26 protein-coding genes are annotated in these 22,243 nt (G+C 65.1%); 16 read left to right on the forward strand and 10 right to left on the reverse strand.

Going from position 1 to position 22,243, the window contains the following annotated elements:
• On the forward strand, positions 1–822 hold the full coding sequence (locus tag SBA_RS08165; protein WP_261936496.1) for a YncE family protein: 822 nt from the start codon (positions 1–3) through the stop codon (positions 820–822).
• Here the strand turns inward: SBA_RS08165 and SBA_RS08170 are convergent.
• The gene (locus SBA_RS08170; RefSeq protein ID WP_261936497.1) at positions 819–1,412 is read right to left on the reverse strand and encodes a TetR/AcrR family transcriptional regulator; all 594 of its coding nucleotides are present in this window, start codon (positions 1,410–1,412) and stop codon (positions 819–821) included. The two genes, SBA_RS08165 and SBA_RS08170, sit on opposite strands and share 4 nt — an antisense overlap.
• 71 nt (positions 1,413–1,483) lie before the next feature.
• Between SBA_RS08170 and bdcA the strand changes: the two genes are divergently transcribed.
• Positions 1,484–2,197 (forward strand): SDR family oxidoreductase, encoded by a 714-nt coding sequence (bdcA, locus tag SBA_RS08175; protein ID WP_261936498.1) that lies wholly within the window; start codon positions 1,484–1,486, stop codon positions 2,195–2,197.
• A gap of 10 nt (positions 2,198–2,207) precedes the next feature.
• Here the strand turns inward: bdcA and SBA_RS08180 are convergent, their stop codons facing one another.
• Both SBA_RS08180 and SBA_RS08185 read right to left on the reverse strand, forming a co-directional pair.
• Positions 2,208–2,597 (reverse strand): hypothetical protein, encoded by a 390-nt coding sequence (locus SBA_RS08180; RefSeq protein WP_261936499.1) that lies wholly within the window; start codon positions 2,595–2,597, stop codon positions 2,208–2,210.
• A gap of 91 nt (positions 2,598–2,688) precedes the next feature.
• Positions 2,689–4,032 (reverse strand): amidohydrolase, encoded by a 1,344-nt coding sequence (locus SBA_RS08185; protein ID WP_261936500.1) that lies wholly within the window; start codon positions 4,030–4,032, stop codon positions 2,689–2,691.
• Positions 4,033–4,290: 258 nt separating this feature from the next.
• Here SBA_RS08185 and SBA_RS08190 point away from each other — a divergent pair, with 258 nt between their 5' ends.
• The 3 genes from SBA_RS08190 (at position 4,291) to SBA_RS08200 (ending at position 5,052) form a co-directional block, all read left to right on the forward strand.
• Complete coding sequence (locus SBA_RS08190) at positions 4,291–4,530, forward strand: hypothetical protein (RefSeq protein WP_224547674.1); 240 nt, start codon at positions 4,291–4,293, stop codon at positions 4,528–4,530.
• Positions 4,531–4,633: 103 nt separating this feature from the next.
• Positions 4,634–4,762 (forward strand): hypothetical protein, encoded by a 129-nt coding sequence (locus tag SBA_RS08195; protein WP_261936501.1) that lies wholly within the window; start codon positions 4,634–4,636, stop codon positions 4,760–4,762.
• A gap of 2 nt (positions 4,763–4,764) precedes the next feature.
• Positions 4,765–5,052 carry a hypothetical protein gene (locus SBA_RS08200; RefSeq protein WP_224547673.1) on the forward strand — a complete coding sequence of 96 codons (288 nt, stop codon included), beginning with the start codon at positions 4,765–4,767 and terminating at the stop codon, positions 5,050–5,052.
• A 45-nt stretch (positions 5,053–5,097) separates the two neighbouring features.
• Here the strand turns inward: SBA_RS08200 and SBA_RS08205 are convergent, their stop codons facing one another.
• Positions 5,098–5,904: a 3-hydroxybutyrate dehydrogenase gene (locus SBA_RS08205; protein ID WP_261936502.1), complete on the reverse strand. Its 807-nt coding sequence runs from the start codon at positions 5,902–5,904 to the stop codon at positions 5,098–5,100.
• Positions 5,901–7,094: a DUF3734 domain-containing protein gene (locus tag SBA_RS08210; RefSeq protein ID WP_261936503.1), complete on the reverse strand. Its 1,194-nt coding sequence runs from the start codon at positions 7,092–7,094 to the stop codon at positions 5,901–5,903. Before SBA_RS08210 ends, SBA_RS08205 begins: the two co-directional genes overlap by 4 nt.
• 146 nt (positions 7,095–7,240) lie before the next feature.
• Here SBA_RS08210 and ypfJ point away from each other — a divergent pair, with 146 nt between their 5' ends.
• Complete coding sequence (gene ypfJ / locus SBA_RS08215; protein WP_261936504.1) at positions 7,241–8,125, forward strand: KPN_02809 family neutral zinc metallopeptidase; 885 nt, start codon at positions 7,241–7,243, stop codon at positions 8,123–8,125.
• A gap of 3 nt (positions 8,126–8,128) precedes the next feature.
• On the opposite strand, the gene SBA_RS08220 is transcribed toward ypfJ, so the two are convergent.
• Positions 8,129–8,503 (reverse strand): hypothetical protein, encoded by a 375-nt coding sequence (locus SBA_RS08220; RefSeq protein ID WP_224547668.1) that lies wholly within the window; start codon positions 8,501–8,503, stop codon positions 8,129–8,131.
• Between the two features lie 64 nt (positions 8,504–8,567).
• On the reverse strand, positions 8,568–8,693 hold the full coding sequence (locus tag SBA_RS08225) for a hypothetical protein (RefSeq protein ID WP_261936505.1): 126 nt from the start codon (positions 8,691–8,693) through the stop codon (positions 8,568–8,570).
• A gap of 151 nt (positions 8,694–8,844) precedes the next feature.
• Between SBA_RS08225 and SBA_RS08230 the strand changes: the two genes are divergently transcribed.
• The 7 genes from SBA_RS08230 (at position 8,845) to SBA_RS08260 (ending at position 15,524) form a co-directional block, all read left to right on the forward strand.
• A complete protein-coding gene (locus SBA_RS08230) occupies positions 8,845–11,532 on the forward strand; it encodes a bifunctional [glutamine synthetase] adenylyltransferase/[glutamine synthetase]-adenylyl-L-tyrosine phosphorylase (protein ID WP_261936506.1) in 2,688 nt (895 codons plus the stop codon).
• On the forward strand, positions 11,532–11,993 hold the full coding sequence (locus SBA_RS08235; RefSeq protein WP_261936700.1) for a peroxiredoxin: 462 nt from the start codon (positions 11,532–11,534) through the stop codon (positions 11,991–11,993). The genes SBA_RS08230 and SBA_RS08235 overlap by 1 nt, the downstream gene beginning before the upstream one ends.
• Entirely contained in the window at positions 11,990–12,799 is an 810-nt protein-coding gene (locus SBA_RS08240; RefSeq protein ID WP_261936507.1) for a ferritin-like domain-containing protein, read from the forward strand. The genes SBA_RS08235 and SBA_RS08240 overlap by 4 nt, the downstream gene beginning before the upstream one ends.
• A 108-nt stretch (positions 12,800–12,907) precedes the next feature.
• Positions 12,908–13,633: a M23 family metallopeptidase gene (locus SBA_RS08245; protein ID WP_261936508.1), complete on the forward strand. Its 726-nt coding sequence runs from the start codon at positions 12,908–12,910 to the stop codon at positions 13,631–13,633.
• 79 nt (positions 13,634–13,712) lie between these two features.
• Complete coding sequence (erpA, locus tag SBA_RS08250; protein WP_224547663.1) at positions 13,713–14,039, forward strand: iron-sulfur cluster insertion protein ErpA; 327 nt, start codon at positions 13,713–13,715, stop codon at positions 14,037–14,039.
• Between the two features lie 113 nt (positions 14,040–14,152).
• Entirely contained in the window at positions 14,153–14,929 is a 777-nt protein-coding gene (gene xth, locus SBA_RS08255; protein ID WP_261936701.1) for an exodeoxyribonuclease III, read from the forward strand.
• 64 nt (positions 14,930–14,993) lie between these two features.
• Positions 14,994–15,524 carry a DUF2239 family protein gene (locus SBA_RS08260; RefSeq protein ID WP_261936509.1) on the forward strand — a complete coding sequence of 177 codons (531 nt, stop codon included), beginning with the start codon at positions 14,994–14,996 and terminating at the stop codon, positions 15,522–15,524.
• A 163-nt stretch (positions 15,525–15,687) separates the two neighbouring features.
• Here the strand turns inward: SBA_RS08260 and SBA_RS08265 are convergent, their stop codons facing one another.
• The gene (locus SBA_RS08265) at positions 15,688–16,656 is read right to left on the reverse strand and encodes a diacylglycerol/lipid kinase family protein (RefSeq protein ID WP_261936510.1); all 969 of its coding nucleotides are present in this window, start codon (positions 16,654–16,656) and stop codon (positions 15,688–15,690) included.
• Positions 16,657–16,665: 9 nt separating this feature from the next.
• Positions 16,666–17,160: a DUF2141 domain-containing protein gene (locus tag SBA_RS08270; RefSeq protein WP_261936511.1), complete on the reverse strand. Its 495-nt coding sequence runs from the start codon at positions 17,158–17,160 to the stop codon at positions 16,666–16,668.
• 130 nt (positions 17,161–17,290) lie between these two features.
• On the opposite strand from SBA_RS08270, the gene lptF reads away from it, so the two are divergent.
• Positions 17,291–18,499: an LPS export ABC transporter permease LptF gene (lptF, locus tag SBA_RS08275; RefSeq protein WP_224547653.1), complete on the forward strand. Its 1,209-nt coding sequence runs from the start codon at positions 17,291–17,293 to the stop codon at positions 18,497–18,499.
• Positions 18,500–18,502: 3 nt separating this feature from the next.
• Complete coding sequence (gene lptG, locus SBA_RS08280) at positions 18,503–19,603, forward strand: LPS export ABC transporter permease LptG (RefSeq protein WP_224547651.1); 1,101 nt, start codon at positions 18,503–18,505, stop codon at positions 19,601–19,603.
• 181 nt (positions 19,604–19,784) lie between these two features.
• Here lptG and SBA_RS08285 read toward each other — a convergent pair whose 3' ends face one another.
• Positions 19,785–20,852: a fatty acid desaturase family protein gene (locus SBA_RS08285; RefSeq protein ID WP_261936512.1), complete on the reverse strand. Its 1,068-nt coding sequence runs from the start codon at positions 20,850–20,852 to the stop codon at positions 19,785–19,787.
• A gap of 152 nt (positions 20,853–21,004) precedes the next feature.
• Between SBA_RS08285 and SBA_RS08290 the strand changes: the two genes are divergently transcribed.
• The gene (locus tag SBA_RS08290; protein ID WP_261936513.1) at positions 21,005–22,162 is read left to right on the forward strand and encodes an N-acetyltransferase; all 1,158 of its coding nucleotides are present in this window, start codon (positions 21,005–21,007) and stop codon (positions 22,160–22,162) included.
• Positions 22,163–22,243 lie beyond the last annotated feature (81 nt).

The following is a 22,243-nucleotide window of genomic DNA, read 5'->3' on the forward strand; positions in this document are numbered from 1 at the left end:
ATGATGCGCTACGCGACGATCATGCTGGCGATGACGGGGCTGCTGGCCGCAAGCGCGGGCAGGGCGCAGGACGCCGATGCGCCGTCCCCGTCGCCCGCGCCCGTCGTGCATCGTCTGCCTGCCCCCGAAGCACGGCAGGGGGTGGCGTCGGACGGGGTGCATGTCTACGCGATCGACAATGACCGAATCGGCAAATATCGCATATCCACCGGTCAGCGGGTCGCCTCTTGGCAAGGGGAGCGCCGCCTCTTCCCCCATATGAACAGTTGCACCGTGGCGGGGCGCGAACTGGTCTGCGCCGCATCCAACTATCCCGCCGTGCCGCAGACCAGCGCGGTCGAGATTTTCGACACCCGCACGCTGCGCCATCTGCGCACGGTCAGCCTGGGCTTCGGTCCCGGATCGCTGACCGTGCTCGATCGCCATGCCGGCAAATGGTGGGCGGTCTACGCCAACTATGCCGGCAAGGGCGGAGAGCCGAACCGCGACTATCGCTACACGCTGCTGGTGCAGATGGACGACGCCTTCCGGCAGGAGGCGGCCTGGACCTTCCCTCAACAGGTGCTGGCCCGCTTCGCCCCTTTCAGTTGCTCGGGCGCGAGCTGGAGCGCGGACGGACGTCTCTACGTCACCGGCCACGACCGGCCCGAAATGTACGAACTGGCGCTGCCCGATGCCGGATCGTTGCTGGAATGGCGGCGCACCATCGGCATCGCGTCGCCGGGGCAGGCGATCGACTGGGATCCGGTCGTTCGCGGCCGCCTCTGGTCGGTCGATCGCAAGGACACCGCGCTGGTCGCCAGCGATATCGCCGGCGATTAACGTTCGGCCAGCACGGCGGCGATCGCCAGTTCCGCCATGTGCGCGACCGCGACCAGCCGATCAGCGGGCGTTCCCGCGCGCGCATCTGCAGACAGGCCGGACATGACCGTCACCATGTAATCCGCCACGACTTCTGCCTTGTCGGCATGGGTCGGGGTGAGGAAGTCACGCACCCGCTGCGCGCTCGCAGCCTTCCAGTTGCGGGCGCAGCAGGCCGCTTCGGCATCCGCGCCGCGCGCGCCCTCCAGCACCATGCAGCCGGCCGTCTGCGGGTCGGCGGCATAGATGCGTGCGGCTTCGTGCAGCAGTGCGCCGAGTGCGGCGGCGGGTGGCGCGCCGGGTGCCAGCAACATGTCGATCGGCAGGCCGTTGCGGGCGTAACGGCCCAGCACCTCGTCGAACAAGGCGGCCTTGCTGCCGAAGGCGGCATAGAGGCTGGGCGGATTGACGCCCATCGCCTGCGCCAGCGCGGCCACGCCGACCCCGTCATAGCCCTGCGCGTGGAACAGCGCCTGCGCCTGATCCAGCGCGGCTTCCCGGTCGAAGGCGCGGGGGCGGCCGCGGCCTTTCGATTTTTCTTTAACAGTCACTACAAAATTCCTTGACCCGATCGATCTTCAATTTATATAGCGGTCATTACAAAAATACAAGGAAGACCGACATGACTGATTTCACCTCGAAGAAGACCCTCGTTCTCGGCGGCAGCCGCGGCATCGGCGCCGCCATCGTACGGCGTTTCGCGGCCGACGGTGCGCAGGTGGCCTTCACCTATGCCGGGTCGCATGACGCCGCGCAGGCGCTGGCCGCAGACTCCGGGGCCAGCGCGATCCGCTCCGACGCGGCCGATCGCACGGCGGTGATCGATGTCGTCGCAGCGCAGGGGCCGCTCGACATATTGGTGGTCAACGCCGGCGCCGCCATCCTGGGCGATCCGCTGGAACAGGATGCCGACGCGATCGACCGGATGATCGACCTCAACGTCCGCGCGCCTTACCACGCCGCGGTCGAAGCGGCGCGGCGCATGCCCGACGGCGGGCGCATCATCGTGATCGGATCGGTCAATGGCGATCGGATGCCGTTCGAGGGCGGGGCGGCCTATGCGCTGACCAAATCGGCGCTGCAGGGCATGGCCCGCGGACTCGCCCGCGATTTCGGCGCACGCGGCATCACCGTCAACGTCATCCAGCCCGGCCCGACCAATACCGACATGAATCCGGCCGATGGCCCGATGGCCAGCCTGATGCATGGCTTCATGGCGATCAAGCGTCATGCCACGGGGGAAGAGATTGCCGGCCTGGCGGCCTATCTGGCGGGACCGGAAGCTGGCATCATCACCGGCGCGATGCATACGATCGACGGCGGCTTCGGCGCCTGAACACCGCGCGTCAGGCGGCGACGATGCCCGGCGGCTGCAGGTCGTCGGACATCAGCCACATCTCCGCCGGCAGTTGCGACGAAAAGGCGGCGACGATCGCCTCGCCCAGACGAGCGCGGACGTAAAGCTTGTCCGCGACATTGGCGACCAGGATCGCAACCCGGTCGGTGGGCAGGTAGGTACGATCCATATGCCACAGGATGCGGGCTTCGATATCGGGCGCCTGTCGCTCCGCTTCGGTCACGTCGGACAGGATGCGGATCGGCAATCCGTTGCGCCGCCGGTCTGCGATGATGAGCCCGAGATGGCTATAATGGCGATCGACATCTGCGATCGTCCACACGCCCGTCGCGTGCACGAAGATGATTCCGTCCGGATCGTCCAGTTCGCAAGCAATCATCGCGCGAATATAGTGCTTGGTAAGTTTCGTTAGCAAACGACTTTAGCGAAACGATCGCGGAAAATGCATTCCGCGATCGTTTTTCCATAATTCACTGTTTCTTCAATATGTCGAGCGCCAGCACGGTCATGGCTTCGCTGGCGGTCGCGATCACCTTGTCGGCTTCCGGCGCCCAGAAGGGGCTGTGCAGCGAGGGCAGGCTGGTCTGCCCTGCCTGCGCCGCCGCCAGCTTGTCGGCCGGGACGCCGCCGACCCAGAATATGAAGCTGTTGATGCTCTTGTCGGCGCGGTAGAAGCGGCTGAAATCCTCGCCGCCCATCACCGCGCTCGTCTTGACTACACGGCCGTCGGGGAAATGGCCTTTGAGCAGGCCGGCCATCTGTTCGGCGAATTCCGGCGGGTTGAAGGTGGAGGGGGTGAACTCGTCCTTCACGCTCACCACCGGCATCCGGTCCTCCGGCACGCCCGCCGCGATCGCCTCGCCGCGACTGATCCGCCTGATCCCTTCGATCAGCTTGGCGCGCGTCTCGTCCGAATAGCTGCGGATGGTCAGCAGCAGCTTCGCTTCGTCGGGGATGATATTATGCTTGGCCCCGGCCTGGAAGCTGCCGACGGTCACGACGGCGGGGTCTTGCGGGTCTTGTTCGCGGCTGACCAGAGTCTGGAGCGAAGTGACGATGCGCGACGCCAGCACGATCGGGTCGCGGGTCGTCTGCGGATAGGCGCCATGACCGCCCAATCCCTTCACCAAGATATCGACGCTGTCGACATTGGCCAGCGCATAGCCGGGCGTATAGCCGATCTGGCCCGCCGCCATATTGGCCGCGTCGTGAAAGGCGATGGCATGGGTCGGCTTGGGGAAGCGGGTGTAGAGTCCGTCCTCCAGCATCATTCGCGCGCCCTTGCCCACTTCCTCGGCCGGTTGCAGGATCATGACCAGTGTGCCTTTCCACGCATCCTTGCGGGCGGCGAGCAGCTTGGCCGTCTCGATGAAGGCGGTCATATGGGTATCGTGGCCGCAGGCGTGCATGACGCCGGTCTCGACCCCTTCGGGCGTCTTGGTGCGGACCTTGGACGCGAACTCAAGCCCCGTCTGCTCGACCACGGGCAGCCCGTCCATGTCGGCGCGGATCAGCAGCGTCGGGCCGGACCCGTTTTTCATCACCGCAACGACGCCGGTGCCGCCGACCTTTTCGGTGACGTCGAACTTGAGCGCCTTCAGGCGCTTGGCGAGCTTGGCCGCGGTGTTGACTTCCTGCAACGACAGTTCGGGATTGGCGTGCAGGTCGCGATAGAGCGTCATCAGCCCGTCCATGTCCTTGGCCACCGCCGCGCCGATGGCGCTCTGCGCGGGCGGCGGGGTCGGCACGGTCTGGGCGGTGGCGATGGACGAAAGGCTGGCTGCGGCCAGAACGGCCGTGAGCGCATGGCGCATGTTGATAATCTCCCTTGCTGGACGCGAGCATAAGGGGATTTTACGACTGTTAAAGGGGGAGTTTCTCCTGTCGTCGGGCGCGTCCTTGAAATCGGCATGCCGCGACACCATTTCACAAGTGAAAGGAACGATTCGGCGCGTCATGCGTCCTTATGATCGTCCGACCTGTTGCGGCGCGGCCGCGTCTGCGCTGATTTTCATGCGCCTCTTGCCGCCGCTCCGTTTCCATTCTTTAGCTCGAAAAAAGGAGCCTGTCCCATGGCCCAGACATCCGCATTCTGCCTTGCGCAGCAATCGTTGCACCAGGCGCGCGCATCGTCCGAAACCCTGCCCAATGCGCGCCAGATCGCGCAGCGGGCGGCCAATGCCTGGGGCCGCGAGGCGGAACTGGCCGCGGGCGCCGAGCGTCGCCGCGCCACGCGCGCGGTCCTGTCCGAAGATGAGGCGATCGTCGCCGAATTCCGCGCCGAAGACGAGGCGGCGCGCGCCGCGTTGTAATATTTATGCGATTTGCCTCTCATGGCCTGCGGCTCCGAGGCGGCAGATGATTCCATAGGATGAAAAATCGCTCTTATCTGCCGATCTTCAGGAAGGACTAACCATGGCCAAGAGCCAGAAGAAATCAAATCGCGAAGTGCGCAAGCCGAAGGCGGAGAAGCCGCCCAAGGGTAATGCTTCCAACCCCTCGACCAAGCCGGGCGTGGTTGGCATCGTGACGTTGAAAAGCTGATCATGGCGATCGATACGCCGGCAGATCCGGCCCAGCCTTCGCCCAATGGCGGCCGCAGCATGTCCGGGCGGCGCTTCACCCCGCGCAACGCCGTCCGCCTGGCCCCCGACGCCGCCGAGCGGCAGGGCCGCATCACCCGCATGGCGATCGATGCGCTTGGCGCATCCGACGCGATCCTGTTCCTCAACAGCCAGCATGACGGCCTGGCCGATCGCCCGCTCGCTCTGGCGACAACCAGCGAGGACGGGCTGCAATCGGTGCTACGCCTGCTGAATCCGACGTCGATATGACAAAATCGCCCATCGGCCGGTCAACGGCCGATGGGCGTTTCTATCCTATTGTGCGGTCCAGCCGCCATCGATGCTCATATTGGCGCCGGTGATGTTGGCCGCGGCATCGCTGCACAGGAACAGCGCCATGGCGGCGACCTGCTCGACCGTCACGAACTGCTTGGTCGGCTGGCCGGCCAGCAGCACGTCGTTCATGACCTGCTCGCGCGTCATGTTCCGCGCCTTCATCGTATCGGGGATCTGGTTTTCCACCAGCGGCGTCCAGACATAGCCGGGCGAGATGCAATTGGCGGTGATGCCGTCGGTCGCCACTTCCAGCGCCACCGTCTTGGTGAAGCCCGCCAGCCCGTGTTTCGCTGTCACATAGGCGCTTTTGAACGGCGATGCGGTCAGCGAATGGGCCGATGCGGTCTGGATGATGCGTCCCCATTTCTTCGATTTCATATAGGGAATGGCGAGCCGGCTGGTGTGGAAGGCGCTGTTGAGGTTCAGCGCGATGATGAGGTTCCACTTGTCGACCGGGAAATCCTCCACCGGTGCGACATGCTGCATTCCGGCATTGTTGATCAGGATGTCGACCCCGCCGAATGTGTCGGCGGCGTCCTTCATCATCGCCTCGATCTGTTCCACCTTGGTCAGGTCGTGGCCCGAATAGAGCGCCTTGGCGCCGCTCAGCGCCTCCAGCCCGACGCGCTCCTTCTCGATTCCATCGGCGTCGCCGAACCCGTTGATGACGACATTGGCGCCTTCGCCGGCCAGCGCCTTGGCATAGGCCAGGCCGATGCCGGATGTGGACCCGGTGATCAGCGCGGTCTTGCCCGCCAAGGACTTTCCAGACTCCGACTTGCTCATGCCTTTTTCTCCTTGAGATGATCCGGTTCGTCGAGGTCGAATGTCGCGCTCTTGCCGTCGAGGATATTGCGCGCGATCAGGTCGCCCTTGTGCATCACTTCCTCCACCGCGTCGCGGCCCTGGCTCCAATGGTCGAGCATGGTCGCGCGGGAAAATTCGAAATCCTTCGCGCCGCTTTCCCAGGCGCGCGATCGGTAGATGAGGTGGACGATGTTGACCGATCCGCCATCCAGCATCTCGCGCAGGCGCTGGGCTTCCGTTTCGCCCTGCAATTCGGGCGGCAGCTTGTCGAGCAGCGCCTTGATCGCGCCATGCTCGCGGCGCAGGCGCAGATACTGGTCCGTCACCTGCCGGGTGCGGCTGCTATACTGGATGTCCTTCATGCGCGAATAGACGTCGGTCATCTGCCGCGGCATCGGCCCTTCGGCGGGGAAGAGGTCGACCTGGAACACCAGCATATCCTCGGTCTGGTGATTGAGGACATGGGCCAGCGGGGTATTGGACACGATGCCGCCGTCCCAATACCAGCGCCCGTCAATCTCGATCGGGGGCAGGCCGGGGGGCAGGGCGCCCGACGCCATGATGTGGCGCGCGTCGATCCGGGTATTGCCGCCGGGGCCGCGCGTGTCCCAATAGGCGAAATTGCCCGTTTCCACGTCGACAGCGCCCACCGACAGGCGGACGGGGCCGTCGTTGAGCAAATCCCAGTCGACGCAGGCGTCCAGCGTGTCCTTCAATGGCGCGCTGTCGTAGAAGCTGATCGCACCCGGCGTGCCTTCGGGCATCAGGGTGGCGGGCCAGAGGCGCGGACGGAACATGCCCGGCACGCCGAATCCGGCGACCACGCTCGCCGCGCCCAGATGCATCGCTTCGCGAATATGGTCGATTTCCGGCAGGATCATGTTGGGCATCCCGCCCGACACGGTGTACCAGAATTTCTTGAGCCGGCTGAGCCGCCGATGCGGCAGATTGCCCGCGATGATCGCCGCGTTGATCGCGCCGATCGATATGCCCGCGACCCAGCTGACGTCGACACCCAGTTCGTCCAGCCGTTCATAGACGCCGGACTGAAAGGATCCCAATGCCCCGCCGCCCTGCAGCAGCAACGCGACTTCGCGGGGGAGGGGGAGGGGTGTGCGGGCGCGACGAAGCGGTTTCGCCTCGGTGCCCAAGGGTTCGGTATCAGCCATGTCGCAGTGCAATATAGTCTTTGACGCCGCTATTCCAACTTAATGTCTCGTAACAAATCACGGCCCGCCGCAACCTTCGCGTCGGCGGACTGTTCCCCGAACGCATTGAATCGCGTAGGCAACGATCAAGAGAAAGGGAGGGCGCCATGCGGCTCGACGACGAACAGGAAAGCAGTCATTACGAGGTGCAGGACGGCCGTAGCGGCGGCGGCCTGGGCGGCGGTGGATTGGGTGGCGGACTGGGCATGTTGCTGCCGCTGATCGGCAGCCGTTTCGGCTGCGGCGGGATCGTCGTGGTGCTGATCATCATGGTGGTGATGGGGATCAACCCGCTCAGCCTGATCGGCGGCGGCGGAGGAGGACAGCAGGTCCAGACCGAGCGACCCGCGGCCGGCCAGCTCACCGATGTCCAGCGCACCTCGCTCAAGGTGCTGGGATCGACCGAACGCCGCTGGACCGACATCTTCAAGGCGGAAGGGCAGCAATATCCCCCGCCGACTTTGGTCTTCTACAGCCAGAACGGCCAGTCGGGCTGCGGCGCGGCGCAATCGGCCATGGGGCCTTTCTACTGCCCGGCGGACCAGCGCATCTATCTCGACACCGATTTCTTCAATGAGATGGAAACCCGCTTCAACGCGCCCGGCGATTTCCCGATCGGCTATATCATCGCGCATGAGGTCGGCCATCATATCCAGACCATCACCGGCGAGGCGGACAAGATCCGCAAGGCGCAGCAGCGCGCATCCGAGGCCGAAGGCAATGCGCTTCAGGTGAAGATGGAATTGCAGGCCGACTGCTATGCCGGCGTATGGGCCGCGCGCGACACCAATTTGATGGAGGCGGGCGACCTGGAGGAAGGGATGCGTGCGGCCGAAGCGATCGGCGACGACACGCTCCAGAAATCGGCCGGCCGGCGGCCGGTGCCCGAAAGCTTCACCCATGGCACCAGCGCGCAGCGCATGGAATGGCTGCGCAAGGGGCTGTCGACCGGCGATCCTGCCCAGTGCGACACGTTCCAGGGTGCAATCTGACCCTTATTCCGCGTTTGGCGATCCGGCGGGGGCATCCTGCGGCGAAAAGCCGGGGGCCATGCCACCGCTGATCGGCGGCGCGGACGTGTCGGGCAGACCGGCGCCGGGGGCCAGCGCAGGCTGGTCCGCCCCGGCCATGGGCTGGCCGAAGGACGAGGCGGCATCGACCGTCGGCGCGCCGGGCGTCACGACCGGCGCAACCGGTACGGGCACGGGCGGCGGTGGCACGTCGGCTATGATGGCGGACTGGCCCTGCGGTGCGGGTTCGTGCTTGGGCAAAAGGGCTTGGGTGGCCATCACGATCAGGGGGGCGGCCAGCAGCGTAGCGATGGCGAAATTGCGATAGAGCATGGACGTGCGACTTTTCTGGAATGACAAGCGCCGACTTCTATCCAAAATGGGTAAATAAAGCCCTGCCATCATTTGGCGAAGGCGTGGCCGGTCAGTGCCGGTCCAGCTTCGCCAGCAGCGCCATCATGTCGTCGGGCACCCCGTCACGGCCGGGCGCATAGGTCGCGCGCAGGGCATTGCCGACGCCTTCATATGGTTCCGGCACATCGACGGTCACGATTCGACCGCTGCCGCTTTCGCGCCCCGCTGCCGATCGGCCTGAAGATTTGTGCTGGATGTCCATAAGGACTGAACGGCTTTGTAACCCAAAAGTTTCTGGCATTCGTCGCAAGCCCAAGCGATAGCGCCCGAAGATAAGGGAGAGCAATGTGACCGACTGGCTGCAAACCGAAACCCGCATCAGGGGCCATTCGCCCTTTCTGGCGCGCGCGCTGGACCGTTTCCCGGCCGTGACCGAGCGGCTGGCGGCCGGCGACCATGACGGCGCGCTCGCCGCGGCGCAAGCGGCGGGCAGCCCGGAAGACGGTGTCGCCCGGTCGCTTCGCCGCCGTCGCGGGGCGATCGCGCTGGCGGTGGCCGCCGCCGACCTGGCGGGCGCCTGGGACATGGATCGCGTCACCCGCACCCTGTCCGACTTTGCCGACCAGGCGCTGGAAGAAGCGCTCGCGGCCGCGATGCAGGAACGCTATCCAGACGCCGACCATCGCGGCTTCGTCGTCCTCGCGCTGGGCAAGCATGGCAGCCGGGAGCTGAACTATTCGTCGGATATAGATCCGATCCTGCTCTACGATCCCGCCACCCTGCCGCATGGCGAGCGGGAGGATGTCGCCGACGCGGCTGTCCGCATCGGCCGCCGCATGAGCGAACTGCTCACCGCCCGCGACGGCGACGGCTATGTCTTCCGCGTCGATCTGCGCCTGCGGCCTTCGCCCGAAGCGACGCCGATCGCACTGCCGGTGGAGGCGGCGATCGGCTATTATGAATCGACCGCGATGGGCTGGGAACAGGCCGCCTTCATCCGCGCGCGCCCCGCCGCCGGCGATATCCCGCTCGGCGATTATTTCATGCGCCAGATTCGCCCCTTCGTCTGGCGGCGCAGCCTGGATTTCGGCGCGATCGACGCGATCGTCGACATCAGCCGCCGCATTCGCGACCATTATGCGCAGGGGCAGGCGTTCGGGCCGGGCTATGACCTCAAGCGCGGACGCGGCGGCATTCGCGAAGTCGAATTCTTCGCCCAGGTCCATCAGCTCATCCATGGTGGTCGCGACCCGTCGCTGCGATCGGGCAATACCCGCGAGGCGCTGGCCGCGCTGGCCGCGGCGAATGTGATCGAGACCGACGTCGCCGCGCGGCTGGACGAGGCCTATATCCTGTTCCGCACGATCGAGCATCGGCTCCAGATGGTGGAGGACCGCCAGACCCACGAACTGCCCAAGGCGGCGGCCAGCCTCGACAATGTCGCGCAACTGCACGGCCTCCCCGACGCGACGGCGCTGCTCGACCTGTTGCGCCCGCATGTCGAATGGGTCGGCCGCAACTATGACCGGCTCAGTCCCGAAAAGGATGATGCCGCGCTGTCCCAGGACGAGGAGCGGCTGAAGGCGCAACTGGTCGAGATCGGCTTTGCCGACGCGGAAACCCCGCTCGCCCGCATCACGCGCTGGCGCGGCGGCACGATCCGGGCGCTGCGCAGCGCGCCCTCGCGCGAGGCGCTCGAAGCGCTGCTGCCCGGCCTGATGCGCACATTGGCCAAGGCGCCCGACCCCAGTCGCGCGCTCAATCGCCTCGACGACATGATCGGCCGGCTGCCGAGCGCGATCAACTTCTTCAAGCTGCTCGCCGCACGTCCCGCGCTGGTCGAACTGCTGGCCGAGATATTGAGCCACGCCCCGACCCTGGCTGACGCGCTGGGGCGCCGCGCCGAACTGATCGACGGCCTCATCGACGCCTCCGCCTTCGATCCGCCGCCGTCCGTGCCGCAACTGGCCCGGCAACTGGGCGCATTGGAACCGGGCGAGGATTATCAGGCATTGCTCGACCGGGTGCGCCAGCGTGTGGGCGACCGACGCTTCGCGCTGGGTGCGCAGATCATTCGTGGCGGCGATCCGCTGGAGGCGGGCAGGGGCTATGGCCGCGTCGCCGAAGCCGCGATCGAGGCGCTGGCCGCCGCCACCGTGGCCGAATTCGAAACCGCCCATGGCAAGGTGCCGGGCGGCGACATGCTTATCCTGGCGTTGGGCCGCATGGGCGGCGAGGTACTGACCCATGCCTCGGACCTCGACCTCGTCTATCTTTTTACCGGCGATTTCTCGACCGAATCGGATGGGCCGCGACCGCTGGGCGCGACCCAATATTTCAACCGCCTTGGCCAGCGCATCACCAACGCACTGTCGGTCCATACCGCGTCCGGCCCGCTCTACGAGGTCGATACGCGGCTGCGCCCGTCCGGCGCGCAGGGATTGCTGGCGGTCAGCCTCGACAGTTTCGCCAAATATCAGCGGGAAGAAGCCTGGACGTGGGAGCATCTGGCGCTCACCCGCGCCCGGCCGGTGTTCGGTTCGCCGCAGGCGCGGGCCGCGCTTGACGAGATCCTGGCAGAAACGCTCCGGCGCCCGCGCGATTTCGACGATCTCGCGCGCCAGGCGGTGAAGATGCGCGCGGACATCGCCCGGCATAAGCCGCCGGCCAGCGATCTGGACGTCAAGCTGGTGCCAGGCGGCCTCGTGGACCTGGAATTCCTGATCCATGTGAACCAGTTCCGCCACGGCATGGCCTTCGACCCCGATCTGGGCCAGGCGCTCGCCGAACTGGTCGCGGCCGGCCACCTGCCCGAGGAGTTGATCGCGGCGCATGACCTCATCACCCGCTATCTGGTGGTGTCGCGGCTGGTGTCGCCCAAATCCACCGAGCCGGCGGAGGCCACCCGGTCGCTGGTCGCGCGGGCCTGTGGCGCGGCCGATTGGGACGGGCTGCTTGCAAGCTACGCCAAGGCGCGGCAATGCGTGGGCGAAGCCTGGGCCGCGCTCGCCGCGCCCTATCAGGAGAAAGCATGATGCTGGAGCAGGGTATGTCCGTCCCCGCCGTGACGCTGACCGACGCCGACGGCGTGGATTTCACGCTGGACGCCTATCAGGGCAAGCCGCTGGTCGTCTATTTCTATCCCAAGGCGGACACGCCCGGCTGCACCAACGAGGCGAAGGATTTCACCGCGCTGGCCGATGATTTCGCCGCTGCTGGCGTGCCGATCGTGGGCATTTCCAAGGACAAGGCGGGCAAGCTCAAGAAATTCGCCGACAAATATGGCCTGCGCGTCATCCTCGCCTCCGGCGAATCGGGGGCGGCGTGCGAGGCGTTCGGCACCTGGGTCGAAAAATCGCTCTATGGTCGCAAATATATGGGGATCGAGCGCGCCACCTTTCTGGTCGGCGCGGAAGGCGCGATCCTGCGGGTCTGGCCCAAGGTGAAGGTCAAGGGCCACGCCGCAGAGGTGCTGGAGGCGGTGCAGGCGCTTTGACCCTGCCGGCAGCCGTAACCAGCGTGGGCGCGGGTTGCGCCCATGTCCTGCTGACCCCCGATCCGCGCGCCAAGCTGATGGCCGCGCGCGCGGTCGCGCGGGCCTGGCGACAGGGGCGGCTGGCGCATCGGTTCGACGTCGTCCTGCCGGATCGTCCGGCGCGGCCCGCCACGCCTATATTGCTGCCGCCCGGCCAGATGCCCCGACGCGGCAAGATCGGCTCGGATCGGGCGCGGATCGCCATGCTCCATGCGATCGCCCATATCGAATGCGTCGCGATCGATCTCGCCTTCGACCTGATCGGCCGGTTCGGTGGGCAATTCCCCGCGGCCTTCACCGATGAATGGATGCAGGTCGGCGCGGAGGAGGCGATGCATTTCGCTTTGCTCGAACGCCGGCTGCGCCAGATGGGCAGCCATTATGGCGCGCTCGCCGCCCATGACGGCCTGTGGCAGGCGGCGGAGGAAACGGCGGGCGATGCGCTCGCCCGGCTCGCCATCGTGCCGATGGTGCTGGAGGCGCGGGCGCTGGACATCACGCCGGCCACGATCGAACGGTTCGAGGCGGTGGGTGACGTAGCATCCGGCCGTATGCTGCGACGCATCATGGCCGACGAAATTCGCCATGTCGCGGCAGGGACGAAATGGTTCGTCGCGGCGACGAACCGATTGGGCGTAGATGCCGCCAATCATTACCAAATGCTTGTGAAACGCCACTTTAGGGGCAGCGTTAAGCCTCCGTTCAACGACTCGGCGCGTCGGCAGGCCGGTCTGACGGAAGAATTCTACGTCGCGCTTGCAACATGAGCCGCGATTTGCAGTCTGCATCCGGCGGGGGCGATCCAGGTCGCCAATAAGTTAAACACGGGAAGCGCCGAGGGGCATCAAGCCTCCGGTGACATAGTCGGGGTCTGCATGTCGGTTCTTCACATGGTAAATGCTCGCGGGTCGCGTTTGTTCCAGACGAGCAAGGTTAAGACGATTTTAGCCAGCATCGGGATTGTCGGCGCGCTTTGCGCGACCGCCCCGGTCCACGCCACCGAAAGCGACGATCCCTATGGCGATGCGTCGGAAATCAACACCAGCCCGCTTGGGCCATCCGACGTCGGCTTCTCCAACCTCTTCTCCAGCCTGCAGCGCCTGGACGGCAATGCCAAGACCGCGGCCTATATCCCCTCGGGCCGCCCGGTCGAAAAGCTGACCCTGACCTCGAACTTCGGCGTCCGTTCCGATCCGTTCAACCGCGCCGCCCGGATGCACAAGGGCATCGACATTCCCGGCCCGATCGGCACCCCGATCCACGCGACCGCCGACGGCATCATCAGCCGCGCCGGCTGGGCCAGCGGCTATGGCAACCTCGTCCAGATCTCGCACGGAAGCGGCATGGAAACGCGCTACGGCCACATGTCGAAGCTGCTGGTCGCCGAAAACAGCTATGTGAAGCGCGGTCAGATCATCGGCCTGATGGGTTCGACCGGCCGCTCGACCGGCAGCCACCTCCATTATGAAGTCCGTGTCGATGGCGCCGCGATCAACCCGCTGCCCTTCGTCGCCGGCCCCGACTATCTGGTCGCGATGAACACCAAGCCGCCGCTGGCCATGGGCGGCCCGACCAAGGCGGAAGAAAAAGCCGCCGACTAAGGCCGGTTTCCCGGAAATTCGCCAAAGGCCCGGCACCCTATGGCTTGTCGGGCCTTTTGCTTGCCCCTATCTAGGCAGCATGGCCGACATTGATCTCACTCCTTCCGCTGCCGCGCGTGTCGCTGCGATCGCCGCCAAGCAGGGCAAGCCTGCGATCCTGCGGCTGGCCGTGGAGGGTGGCGGCTGTTCCGGCTTCCAATATCGCTTCGGCTTGGCCGATGGCGTGGAAGCGGACGATCTGTCGGTCGAGCGCGATGGCGTGACCCTGGTGGTCGATGATGTCAGTCTGGATCTGGTGCGCGGTTCGGCGGTCGATTTCGTCTCCGACCTCGGCGGCGCCGCCTTCAAGGTGACCAATCCCAACGCGACCGCCGGCTGCGGTTGCGGGACCAGCTTCTCGGTCTGAATCCTTCCGTTTGAAAATCCGCGTGCTCCTGCGTAGGCAGGAGCCCAGACCGAACCTTGGAACTGGGCTCCTGCCTGCGCAGGAGCACGCATAGATTGAACGGATTGCCAGCCATGCGCATCGCCACCTTCAACATCAATGGCATCAAGGCGCGGCTGCCGCGCCTGCTGGAATGGCTGGACGAAACCCAGCCCGACATCGCCTGCCTGCAGGAAATCAAGACCAGCGACGAAACCTTCCCGGTCAAGGATATCGAGGCGGCTGGCTATGGCGTGATCTGGCACGGGCAAAAGGGGTTCAACGGCGTCGCCATCCTCGCGCGTGGCGAAACCCCTGTGGAGGTGCGCCGCGGCCTCGCGGGCGAGCCGGAGGATGAGCATAGCCGCTATCTGGAAGCCGATGTGAAGGGCGTGCGCGTCGCGTCCATCTACCTGCCCAACGGCAATCCGCAGCCCGGTCCGAAATTCGATTACAAGCTGCGCTGGATGAAGCGCCTGCGCGACCGCGCGACCGAAATATGGGCGGAGGAAATCCCCGCCATCCTGGCTGGCGACTATAATGTCATCCCGCGCGACGTAGACACTTTTTCGGTCAAGGCGATGCAGGACGATGCGTTGATGCAACCCGAAAGCCGCGAGGCCTATCGCCGCCTGCTGGGCGACGGCTGGACCGACGCGCTTCTCGCCCGCCATCCCACTGGCGGCGTGTGGACCTTCTGGGACTATCAGGCGAACAGCTGGCCGCGCGACGCCGGTTTCCGCATCGACCATCTGCTGCTCAGCCCAGCCGCCGCCGACCGCCTGGTCGATGCGCAGGTCGACAAGGCATTTCGCGGCCGGGAAAAGGCCAGCGACCATGCGCCGACCTGGGTGGCGCTGCGTCCGGAATAATTATCCGGGTAATATTGACTAAATTTATTCCGGGTAATAATGGCCATGTCGAAGGAGATTCGACATGGAACGGACATTGACGGCTTTTGCAGGCGATCTGTGGATCGCTACCGGCGACGACGGGGAAGTGCGCGAGGCACTGCGCGCCATGGGCGACGACGCCCAGGCCGTCCTGCTGTTCGACGACGCCACCGGTCGTCAGGTCGATATCGACCTGCGCGGTCCCGCGGTCGACGCGCCACGGGGCAGGGGCCGCCCGAAGCTGGGCGTACAATCCCGCGAAATCACCTTGCTCCCCCGCCATTGGGACTGGCTCGCGACCCAGCCCGGCGGCGCCTCCGCAACGGTGCGCCGACTGGTCGAAGCGGCGCGCAAGGCCGATACCGAACAGCCCAGCCCCCGCGCGGCGATGGACGCCGCCTATCATTTCATGACCGCGATGGCGGGCGACCGGCCCGGCTATGAAGCCGCGATCCGGGCGCTGTTCGCGAAGGACGCACAACTGTTCAACTCGTTGTCGCAGGACTGGCCGTCAGGCATCCGCGACCACGCCCGCGCGTTGGCAGGACCGGCCTTTGCGCAGCAGGTCTGCTAACGACCAGAATCGGACATATAAGCATCGTCACCCTGAACTTGTTTCAGACTCCATTCCTCTGGATAGAGCAATGGTTTATTCGGCTCGATGGATGCTGAAACAAGTTCAGCATGACGCCGTGGGGAATGTCGCCTTCCCACCCAAAGCAGTCGCAACTCAGCCCTTAAGCCGCCAGCCGCAAAAACGGCACCGGCTGGGTCGATCGCAGCACGATCGGCTTGCCTTCCGACGCTTCGAACAATTCGCCGTCCAGGATCACGCTGCTGCGGTCGCCCTCGATCCGGATGGTGTCGCCCTGTTCCAGATGGATGCCGTGCATCTTGTGCTTACCCACCCGCTTGAACAGGCTGGCCCATACCAACCGCAGCAGGGCGGGCAGGTTCTGGTCCACCGCCATCAGCTTCATATTGCCGCGCCGGCTGTCGCCCGGATCGACGCCCAGCAGCAGCCGTTCCAGCGTGGTCACGATCAGCACGGCGAAGCGCCCGACCAGCTGGCCATCCCGGATCAGCGATATGCTGACCGGCCGGCTCGACGGTGGCAGGAACTTGGCGCGGATGCCGAACAGCAGCGAAAACACCACCGCAACGGCGGTGATGACATGGCTCAGGCCATTGGACAGGCCCAGCGGATAGATCTGGTTGCGGCAATAGAGCATGTAATCGGCCAGCCCTGCGCCGCCCAGAAACATGCCCAGCACCGGGCGGCTGCCGACCGCGCCGTCGGACAGGGCGATCAGTTCGCGCGCGACGACATGGTCGTCCACGCCTGCCTTGGCGATCTGCACGATCCGCTCCAGCGCCTTGATCGGGTCGCCATGAATGCCAAGGTCCAGCGCGATCAGGTTGGTCTTGCCATTGGGCAGCACCGCGATCGGCGGCACCCGGCCCTTGAAATGCTCGCCCTGGTAAAGCTCGGTCAGCGAGGCCTGCACCGTGCCGTCGCCGCCATTGATGACGATGACGACCGGATCGACGCGGGCGATCGTCTGGAACGCCCGGCCGATCTGGTCGACCTGTTCCACTTCATAATGGAAGATGTCGGGGTTGCTGGCGCAATAGCTGCGCACCAGCGGAAGGGTCTGCCGGTTGCCCGTGGACTTCGGATTGGACAGGAGCGCGACGCAGACCATGGCTTTGGATCACATATATTTGAGGTTGATCGTGATTTTCGTCACGCCTGGCCCGGCATGAAAGGCCGCCTTCTCCACACCCGGCTTGCCCAGGTTGAAGATGCTGATCGCCGGATTGTTGGAAAATCCGCCGCCGTCCCGCGAAATATCGGTCTTGCCATTGCCGTCGCGATCGTGCCGCACGGCGATGCCATATTCGCCTGCCCTGGGCACCGGCACGCAGAATCGCATTGTGCCATTGGACGGCCTGACCGCCGTGTCGATGCGATTGATCCATTCGCCCTTGGCCAACCACGCCGCCTTGGTGGCGGGATAGGACTGGACGCGCACCTTGCCGGTGGCGGCGGCGAAACCGCGGACGTCGACCAGCACGGCCGGTCCCTTGGCGCTGCTCTCGCACCGCCCCAGATCGTTAGCGATTTCCTCGCCATGGGCCATGGCCGGTATCGCCGCGACCAGCGCTGCGACCGACATCAGACCCATTGCAACTTTTACCATGACCATCAGACTCCTGGAAGCTATAGCCGCCGATATGCATCGGACGGCGAGCCCCTGTTCGCCCCGCATTTTTACCTGACTCGCATATGGGCGGGGTTTGCGGCCAAAACATGGTGATGGGACGACGACTTAGAGAATGCTGACCGCCACCGACCGTTATCTCGCCCGCCTGATCGCGGTGCCCATGCTCGGCACGCTCGTGATCGCCGCGATGCTGCTTGTCCTCGACAAGATGCTCAGCCTGTTCGATTTCGTCGCAGCGGAAGGGGGGCCGGTCAGCGTCGTGTGGCGGATGCTCGCCAATATGCTGCCCGAATATCTGTCGCTCGGCATCCCGATCGGGCTGATGCTCGGCATCCTGCTCGCCTTCCGCAAGCTCGCCCTGTCGTCGGAACTGGACGTGATGCGCGCGGTCGGCCTGTCCTACGGCCGGCTGCTGCGCGTGCCCTATATGTATGCGATCGCGCTGGCTCTGCTCAATTTCGGCATCGTCGGTTTCGTCCAGCCCTTGTCGCGCCACGCCTATGAAGCGCTGCGATTCGAATTGCGCTCCGGCGCGCTCGGCGCCTCGATCAAGGTCGGCGAATTCACCAATCTGGGCAAGCGCATGACGCTGCGGATCGAACGCAGCCTGGACGAAGGCCGCAACCTGCAGGGCATCTTCGTGCGGGCGGTCAGCCGCGACGGCCAGTCGGTCGCGGTCACGGCGGCGCAGGGCACCTTCCTCGCCACCGATGATCCCGACGTCATCATCTTCCGCCTGCGCAACGGCGTGCTGGTGAACGACGCGCCCAAATATAAGACGCCGCGCATCCTCTCCTTCTCCAGCCACGACCTGCCGATCGACCTGCCGCAGATCGAGAATTTTCGTGGCCGCGACGTCGATCGGGAAAAGACGATTCCCGAACTGATGGTGATCGGCCGCAGCCCGGCCACGCCCGACAAGCTGAAGGCCGAAGTGCGCGCCAATTTCCATTTCCGCATGGTCGAGGTGGTGTTCATGTTCCTGCTGCCGCTCGCGGCGCTGGCCTTCGCCATTCCGCCCAAGCGATCGACCTCCGCGCTGGGCGTCTTCCTTTCGATCGTGTTCATCGTGACCTATCACAAGGTGAACCAATATGGCGAAAGCATCGGCGCGCTGGGCAAGGTGGACCCGATCATCGCGTTGTGGGGGCCGTTCATATTGGCGTCCGGGTTGGTGCTGTGGATGTATCATGTGATCGCCAATCGACCCGGCGGGCAGCCGATCGGCGCCCTCGAAGTTGCCTTCTCCAAGCTCGGCAAGCAGATCCTCCGGCTGCTGCGCTTCGGCCGACGCCGACCCGCCGCGGAAGGAGCGGCCTGACCCATGCAGTTCAATTTCTTCCCGTCGCGCCAGATCAGCTGGTATATGGCGCGCCTGTTCCTGACCCGGACCTTCGCCGTGCTGGCGCTGCTGGTCGTCGTTCTCCAGACGCTCGACCTGCTCGGCAATTCGGGCGACGTGCTGGCCTATCCCGGCAATGGCGACCCGGAATTGTGGCATTATGTGGGACTGCGCGCGCCGCAGATCGTCGCGCGGTTCCTGCCCTTTTCGGTGCTGCTCGGCACGCTGGTCATGCTGGCGACGCTCAACCAGAATAGCGAGATCATCTCGATGAAGGCGGCGGGCCTGTCCGCGCACCAGATATTGGCGCCGCTGATCGTGACGGCGCTGGGCGTGTCCGCCATCAGCTTCGTCTTCAACGAACGGATCGTCGCTCGCTCGACCGCGGCGCTCAGCGCCTGGCAGGCGGTGGATTACGGTCCGATCCCGCGCGACAGCGGGGTCAAGAGCAATCCCTGGGTGCGCGACGGCAACAATCTGGTCAACGCGGCGATCGTGGCAGGGCGCGGGACCGAGGTGCAGTTGCGCAAGGTCCAGATCTACAATCGCATCAACAACAGCCTGACGACCATCGTCCAGGCGCCCAAGGGCCATTATGACGCCGCCAGCAAGAGCTGGCTGCTGGAAGGCGCGCGCCAGTTCGACGTGGCGCGCGGTACTGTCCGCAATGTCGGCACCGTCCGTTTCGGCCGCGACATCCGCCCGGACCAATTCACCCTGGCGAAGGTCGATCCCGACGCGCTGACCTTCCGCGAACTGGAAGCGGCGATATCGGACTTGCATGACGCCGGCCGACCGACCGCGGAGCTGGAGGGCAGCCTGTGGCACAAGCTGTCGGGGCCGCTGTCTGCGCTGCTGATGCCGATCCTGGGGTCGGTCGCCGCCTTCGGTCTCGCCCGGTCGGGCCAGTTGTTCATGCGCGCGGTGCTGGGGATGGCGCTGGGCTTCGCCTATTTCGTCGCCGACAATTTCTCGCTCGCGATGGGGAGTCTCGGCGCCTATCCGCCGGTGCTGGCCGCCTGGGCGCCCTTCTTCCTGTTCCTGCTGGTCGGCGAAACCGTGTTGTTCAGGACCGAAGAGTGATGGCCGCGAGGCGGGAACCGGCGGCCAGATAAAAAGGCCCCGGCGACCAAGGGGTGTCGCGCGGGGCCTCCAGAGGGGGCGTTCCGATCCTCATAGGGGGAGGGGAAAGAGACCGGAACGACCCCGATATAGGCCGCGCCAAATCAGGTTTCAACAGGCAACGGAAATTAATCGATCCGCCTCAGCGCGCCACCATCGTGCTGCGCGCGATCTTGCCGACCAGCGGCAGCATCCCCGGATAATTGCCGCGATGATAGGGCGATTCCCCGTCCAGCGTGGCGATCAGCCGGGCATGGGCCTTGCCCAGCGCATGATAGGGGACGCTGGGCAACAGATGGTGTAGCGCATGATAGCGCAGGCCCACCGGTGCCCAGAGCGCGGGCAGCGTGCCGGGCGGGGGCACGTTGACCGAATCGAGATATTGCGCCGTCACCGTCATCGGCTCGCCCTCATTCTCCCACAGATGCGCGACCAGTGTGCGCAACTGGTTGATGACGGTCATGGCCGAATGGATCGCCATATAGACGAGCAACGGCTTCCAGCCGAAGGCGAAGACGCTGCCGACCAGCGCCAGCGCGAACAGGGATGCGCCCGCTTCCTGCCACATCCACATGCGGGCGAAATCGCCTTCGGGCGCACGGCGACGATAGGATGGATTGATCGACAGGGTCGACAGTTCCGCCACCACCTTGGCGCGCAGCGGCGGGATCAGCAGCGACAGCGGCGTCAGCACGCCGAAGCGCAGGATCAGGCCCACCGGCGCCAGCGAGGCGACGAGGATGAACAGCGGCAGCGACCAGGGCTTCATGAGCGCCAGCGGCAGATATTCCGGGTCTTCGGCAGTGCCATAGCGGGTGCGGGCATGATGCTGGGTATGAACCCCTTCATACATGAAGGAGGGGATCATCAGCGGAATGCCGACGATCAGGTTCCAGCCCAGGCGAAAGCCGGGCAGCGCGCCCTTGCGGATGTGGGTCAGCTCATGGATGAAGCTGGCCGCGCGGTAGAGCGCCAGCATGGCAACGAACGCGCAGGCGATCGCCACGGCCACATTCTCCGCCAGAATCGCGCCGGCCAGCGCGCCCCAGCCCAGCAGCGCGGACGCCAGCAGGTCGGGCCAGTAGATGCGTGGATTGGCGACCGCATAGTCGCGCGTCAGTTCGGCCGCGGCACGCAGCATCGCGCTGTCGTCGGGGATCGCGGCGCGCGCGCGCTGGGCGGCGGCCAATATGGGATCATGCACAGTCATGCGGGCGGTCCTAGCCTCCAAATGCGCTGAGATCATGGCAGCACCATGACATATTCACCATGTTGTCGCCCCGCCCGGCGCACCTGATTGACATTCCGGCAACAAGGGGCGAACTGCACATCCATCCCGTAATTTCCTCGAAGGCGGCATAAGTGGCGCAATCTGATCTGGTCATCACCCCCGTTTCCGGCAAGGCCGATTTGAAGGCCTTTATCGACCTGCCCTGGCGCCTCTATGCCAACGATCCCGCCTGGGTGCCGCCGTTGAAGGCGGAGGTGAAGGAACTGCTGACGCCGGGTAAGAACCCCTTTTTCGGCCATGCCGAGGCGCAATATTTCCTCGCCCGCCGCGGCGGGACGGTGGTTGGCCGCATTTCCGCCCATATCGATCATCTCGCGCTGGAACAGCCGGTCGAACAGGGGATGGGGCCGGGCACCGGCAATTTCGGCCTGTTCGAAGCGGAGGACGCGGAGACCGGCAAGGCATTGATCGCGACGGCGGAGGATTGGCTGCGCGCAAAGGGCATGACCCGCGTGCTGGGGCCGATATCGTTGTCGATCTGGGAAGAGCCGGGCCTGTTGATCGCGGGGCACGACCATCCGCCTACGGTGATGATGGGGCATAACAGCCCGGCCTATCAGGCGATGATCGAGGGAACGGGCTACGTCCCGGTCAAGCAGCTCAAAACCTATGAACTGGACATCACGCGCGATTTTCCACCGCTGATCCAGCGCATCATCAAGTCGGGAGAGAATAACGACCGCATCCGCATCCGCCGGGTCGACAAGTCGAAATTCGATGCCGAGGCCGCGACCATCCTGGCGATCCTGAACGACGCCTGGGGCAATAATTGGGGCTTCGTGCCGATCACCGACGCGGAAATCGCGCATACCGGCAAGAAATTAAAGCCGATCGTGTTCGAAGACCTTATCATGGTCGCCGAACTGGACGGCGAGCCGGTCGCGTTCATGATGACGCTGCCGGACCTCAACGAAGCGACCAAGTCGCTCAATGGCGCGCTTTTCCCCTTCGGCTGGATCAAACTGCTGCGCTGGCTGCGCAAGCCTCAGGCGCGCACCATGCGGGTGCCGCTGATGGGCGTGGTGCAGCGCCTGCAAAGCTCGCGCATGGCGGGCCAGCTCGCCTTCATGATGATCGAAACCATCCGTCGTCAGGCGATCGCCGATTATGGATCGACGCGGGGCGAGATCGGCTGGGTGCTGGACGACAATCAGGGCATGAACGGCATCGCCGAGGCGATCAACAGCACCGTTAACAAAATCTATCAGATTTACGAAAAGCCCCTGTAAAAGCTTCGTTTCGCCTGCGTATCGTCGGCAACCCTTTGTGCGGTGCATCGTTGAAACTTGCAACCACCCTGAAGGAGTAAT

This window comes from Sphingomonas bisphenolicum, from assembly GCF_024349785.1.
Taxonomy (GTDB): Bacteria; Pseudomonadota; Alphaproteobacteria; order Sphingomonadales; family Sphingomonadaceae; genus Sphingobium; species Sphingobium bisphenolicum.

What these genes read in the sequence shown, in the direction of transcription:
- SBA_RS08265 (WP_261936510.1), bottom strand. Translation starts at nt 16,656, where the DNA reads ATGGTCTGCGTCGCGCTCCTGTCCAATCCGAAGTCCACGGGCAACCGG.
- SBA_RS08210 (WP_261936503.1), bottom strand. Translation starts at nt 7,094, where the DNA reads ATGGCTGATACCGAACCCTTGGGCACCGAGGCGAAACCGCTTCGTCGC.
- erpA (WP_224547663.1), top strand. Translation starts at nt 13,713, where the DNA reads ATGGCCGACATTGATCTCACTCCTTCCGCTGCCGCGCGTGTCGCTGCG.
- SBA_RS08185 (WP_261936500.1), bottom strand. Translation starts at nt 4,032, where the DNA reads ATGCGCCATGCGCTCACGGCCGTTCTGGCCGCAGCCAGCCTTTCGTCC.
- SBA_RS08270 (WP_261936511.1), bottom strand. Translation starts at nt 17,160, where the DNA reads ATGGTCATGGTAAAAGTTGCAATGGGTCTGATGTCGGTCGCAGCGCTG.
- SBA_RS08180 (WP_261936499.1), bottom strand. Translation starts at nt 2,597, where the DNA reads ATGATTGCTTGCGAACTGGACGATCCGGACGGAATCATCTTCGTGCAC.
- lptG (WP_224547651.1), top strand. Translation starts at nt 18,503, where the DNA reads ATGCAGTTCAATTTCTTCCCGTCGCGCCAGATCAGCTGGTATATGGCG.
- SBA_RS08165 (WP_261936496.1), top strand. Translation starts at nt 1, where the DNA reads ATGATGCGCTACGCGACGATCATGCTGGCGATGACGGGGCTGCTGGCC.
- lptF (WP_224547653.1), top strand. Translation starts at nt 17,291, where the DNA reads ATGCTGACCGCCACCGACCGTTATCTCGCCCGCCTGATCGCGGTGCCC.
- SBA_RS08200 (WP_224547673.1), top strand. Translation starts at nt 4,765, where the DNA reads ATGGCGATCGATACGCCGGCAGATCCGGCCCAGCCTTCGCCCAATGGC.
- xth (WP_261936701.1), top strand. Translation starts at nt 14,153, where the DNA reads ATGCGCATCGCCACCTTCAACATCAATGGCATCAAGGCGCGGCTGCCG.
- ypfJ (WP_261936504.1), top strand. Translation starts at nt 7,241, where the DNA reads ATGCGGCTCGACGACGAACAGGAAAGCAGTCATTACGAGGTGCAGGAC.
- SBA_RS08195 (WP_261936501.1), top strand. Translation starts at nt 4,634, where the DNA reads ATGGCCAAGAGCCAGAAGAAATCAAATCGCGAAGTGCGCAAGCCGAAG.
- SBA_RS08205 (WP_261936502.1), bottom strand. Translation starts at nt 5,904, where the DNA reads ATGAGCAAGTCGGAGTCTGGAAAGTCCTTGGCGGGCAAGACCGCGCTG.
- bdcA (WP_261936498.1), top strand. Translation starts at nt 1,484, where the DNA reads ATGACTGATTTCACCTCGAAGAAGACCCTCGTTCTCGGCGGCAGCCGC.
- SBA_RS08260 (WP_261936509.1), top strand. Translation starts at nt 14,994, where the DNA reads ATGGAACGGACATTGACGGCTTTTGCAGGCGATCTGTGGATCGCTACC.
- SBA_RS08190 (WP_224547674.1), top strand. Translation starts at nt 4,291, where the DNA reads ATGGCCCAGACATCCGCATTCTGCCTTGCGCAGCAATCGTTGCACCAG.
- SBA_RS08235 (WP_261936700.1), top strand. Translation starts at nt 11,532, where the DNA reads ATGCTGGAGCAGGGTATGTCCGTCCCCGCCGTGACGCTGACCGACGCC.
- SBA_RS08285 (WP_261936512.1), bottom strand. Translation starts at nt 20,852, where the DNA reads ATGACTGTGCATGATCCCATATTGGCCGCCGCCCAGCGCGCGCGCGCC.
- SBA_RS08245 (WP_261936508.1), top strand. Translation starts at nt 12,908, where the DNA reads ATGTCGGTTCTTCACATGGTAAATGCTCGCGGGTCGCGTTTGTTCCAG.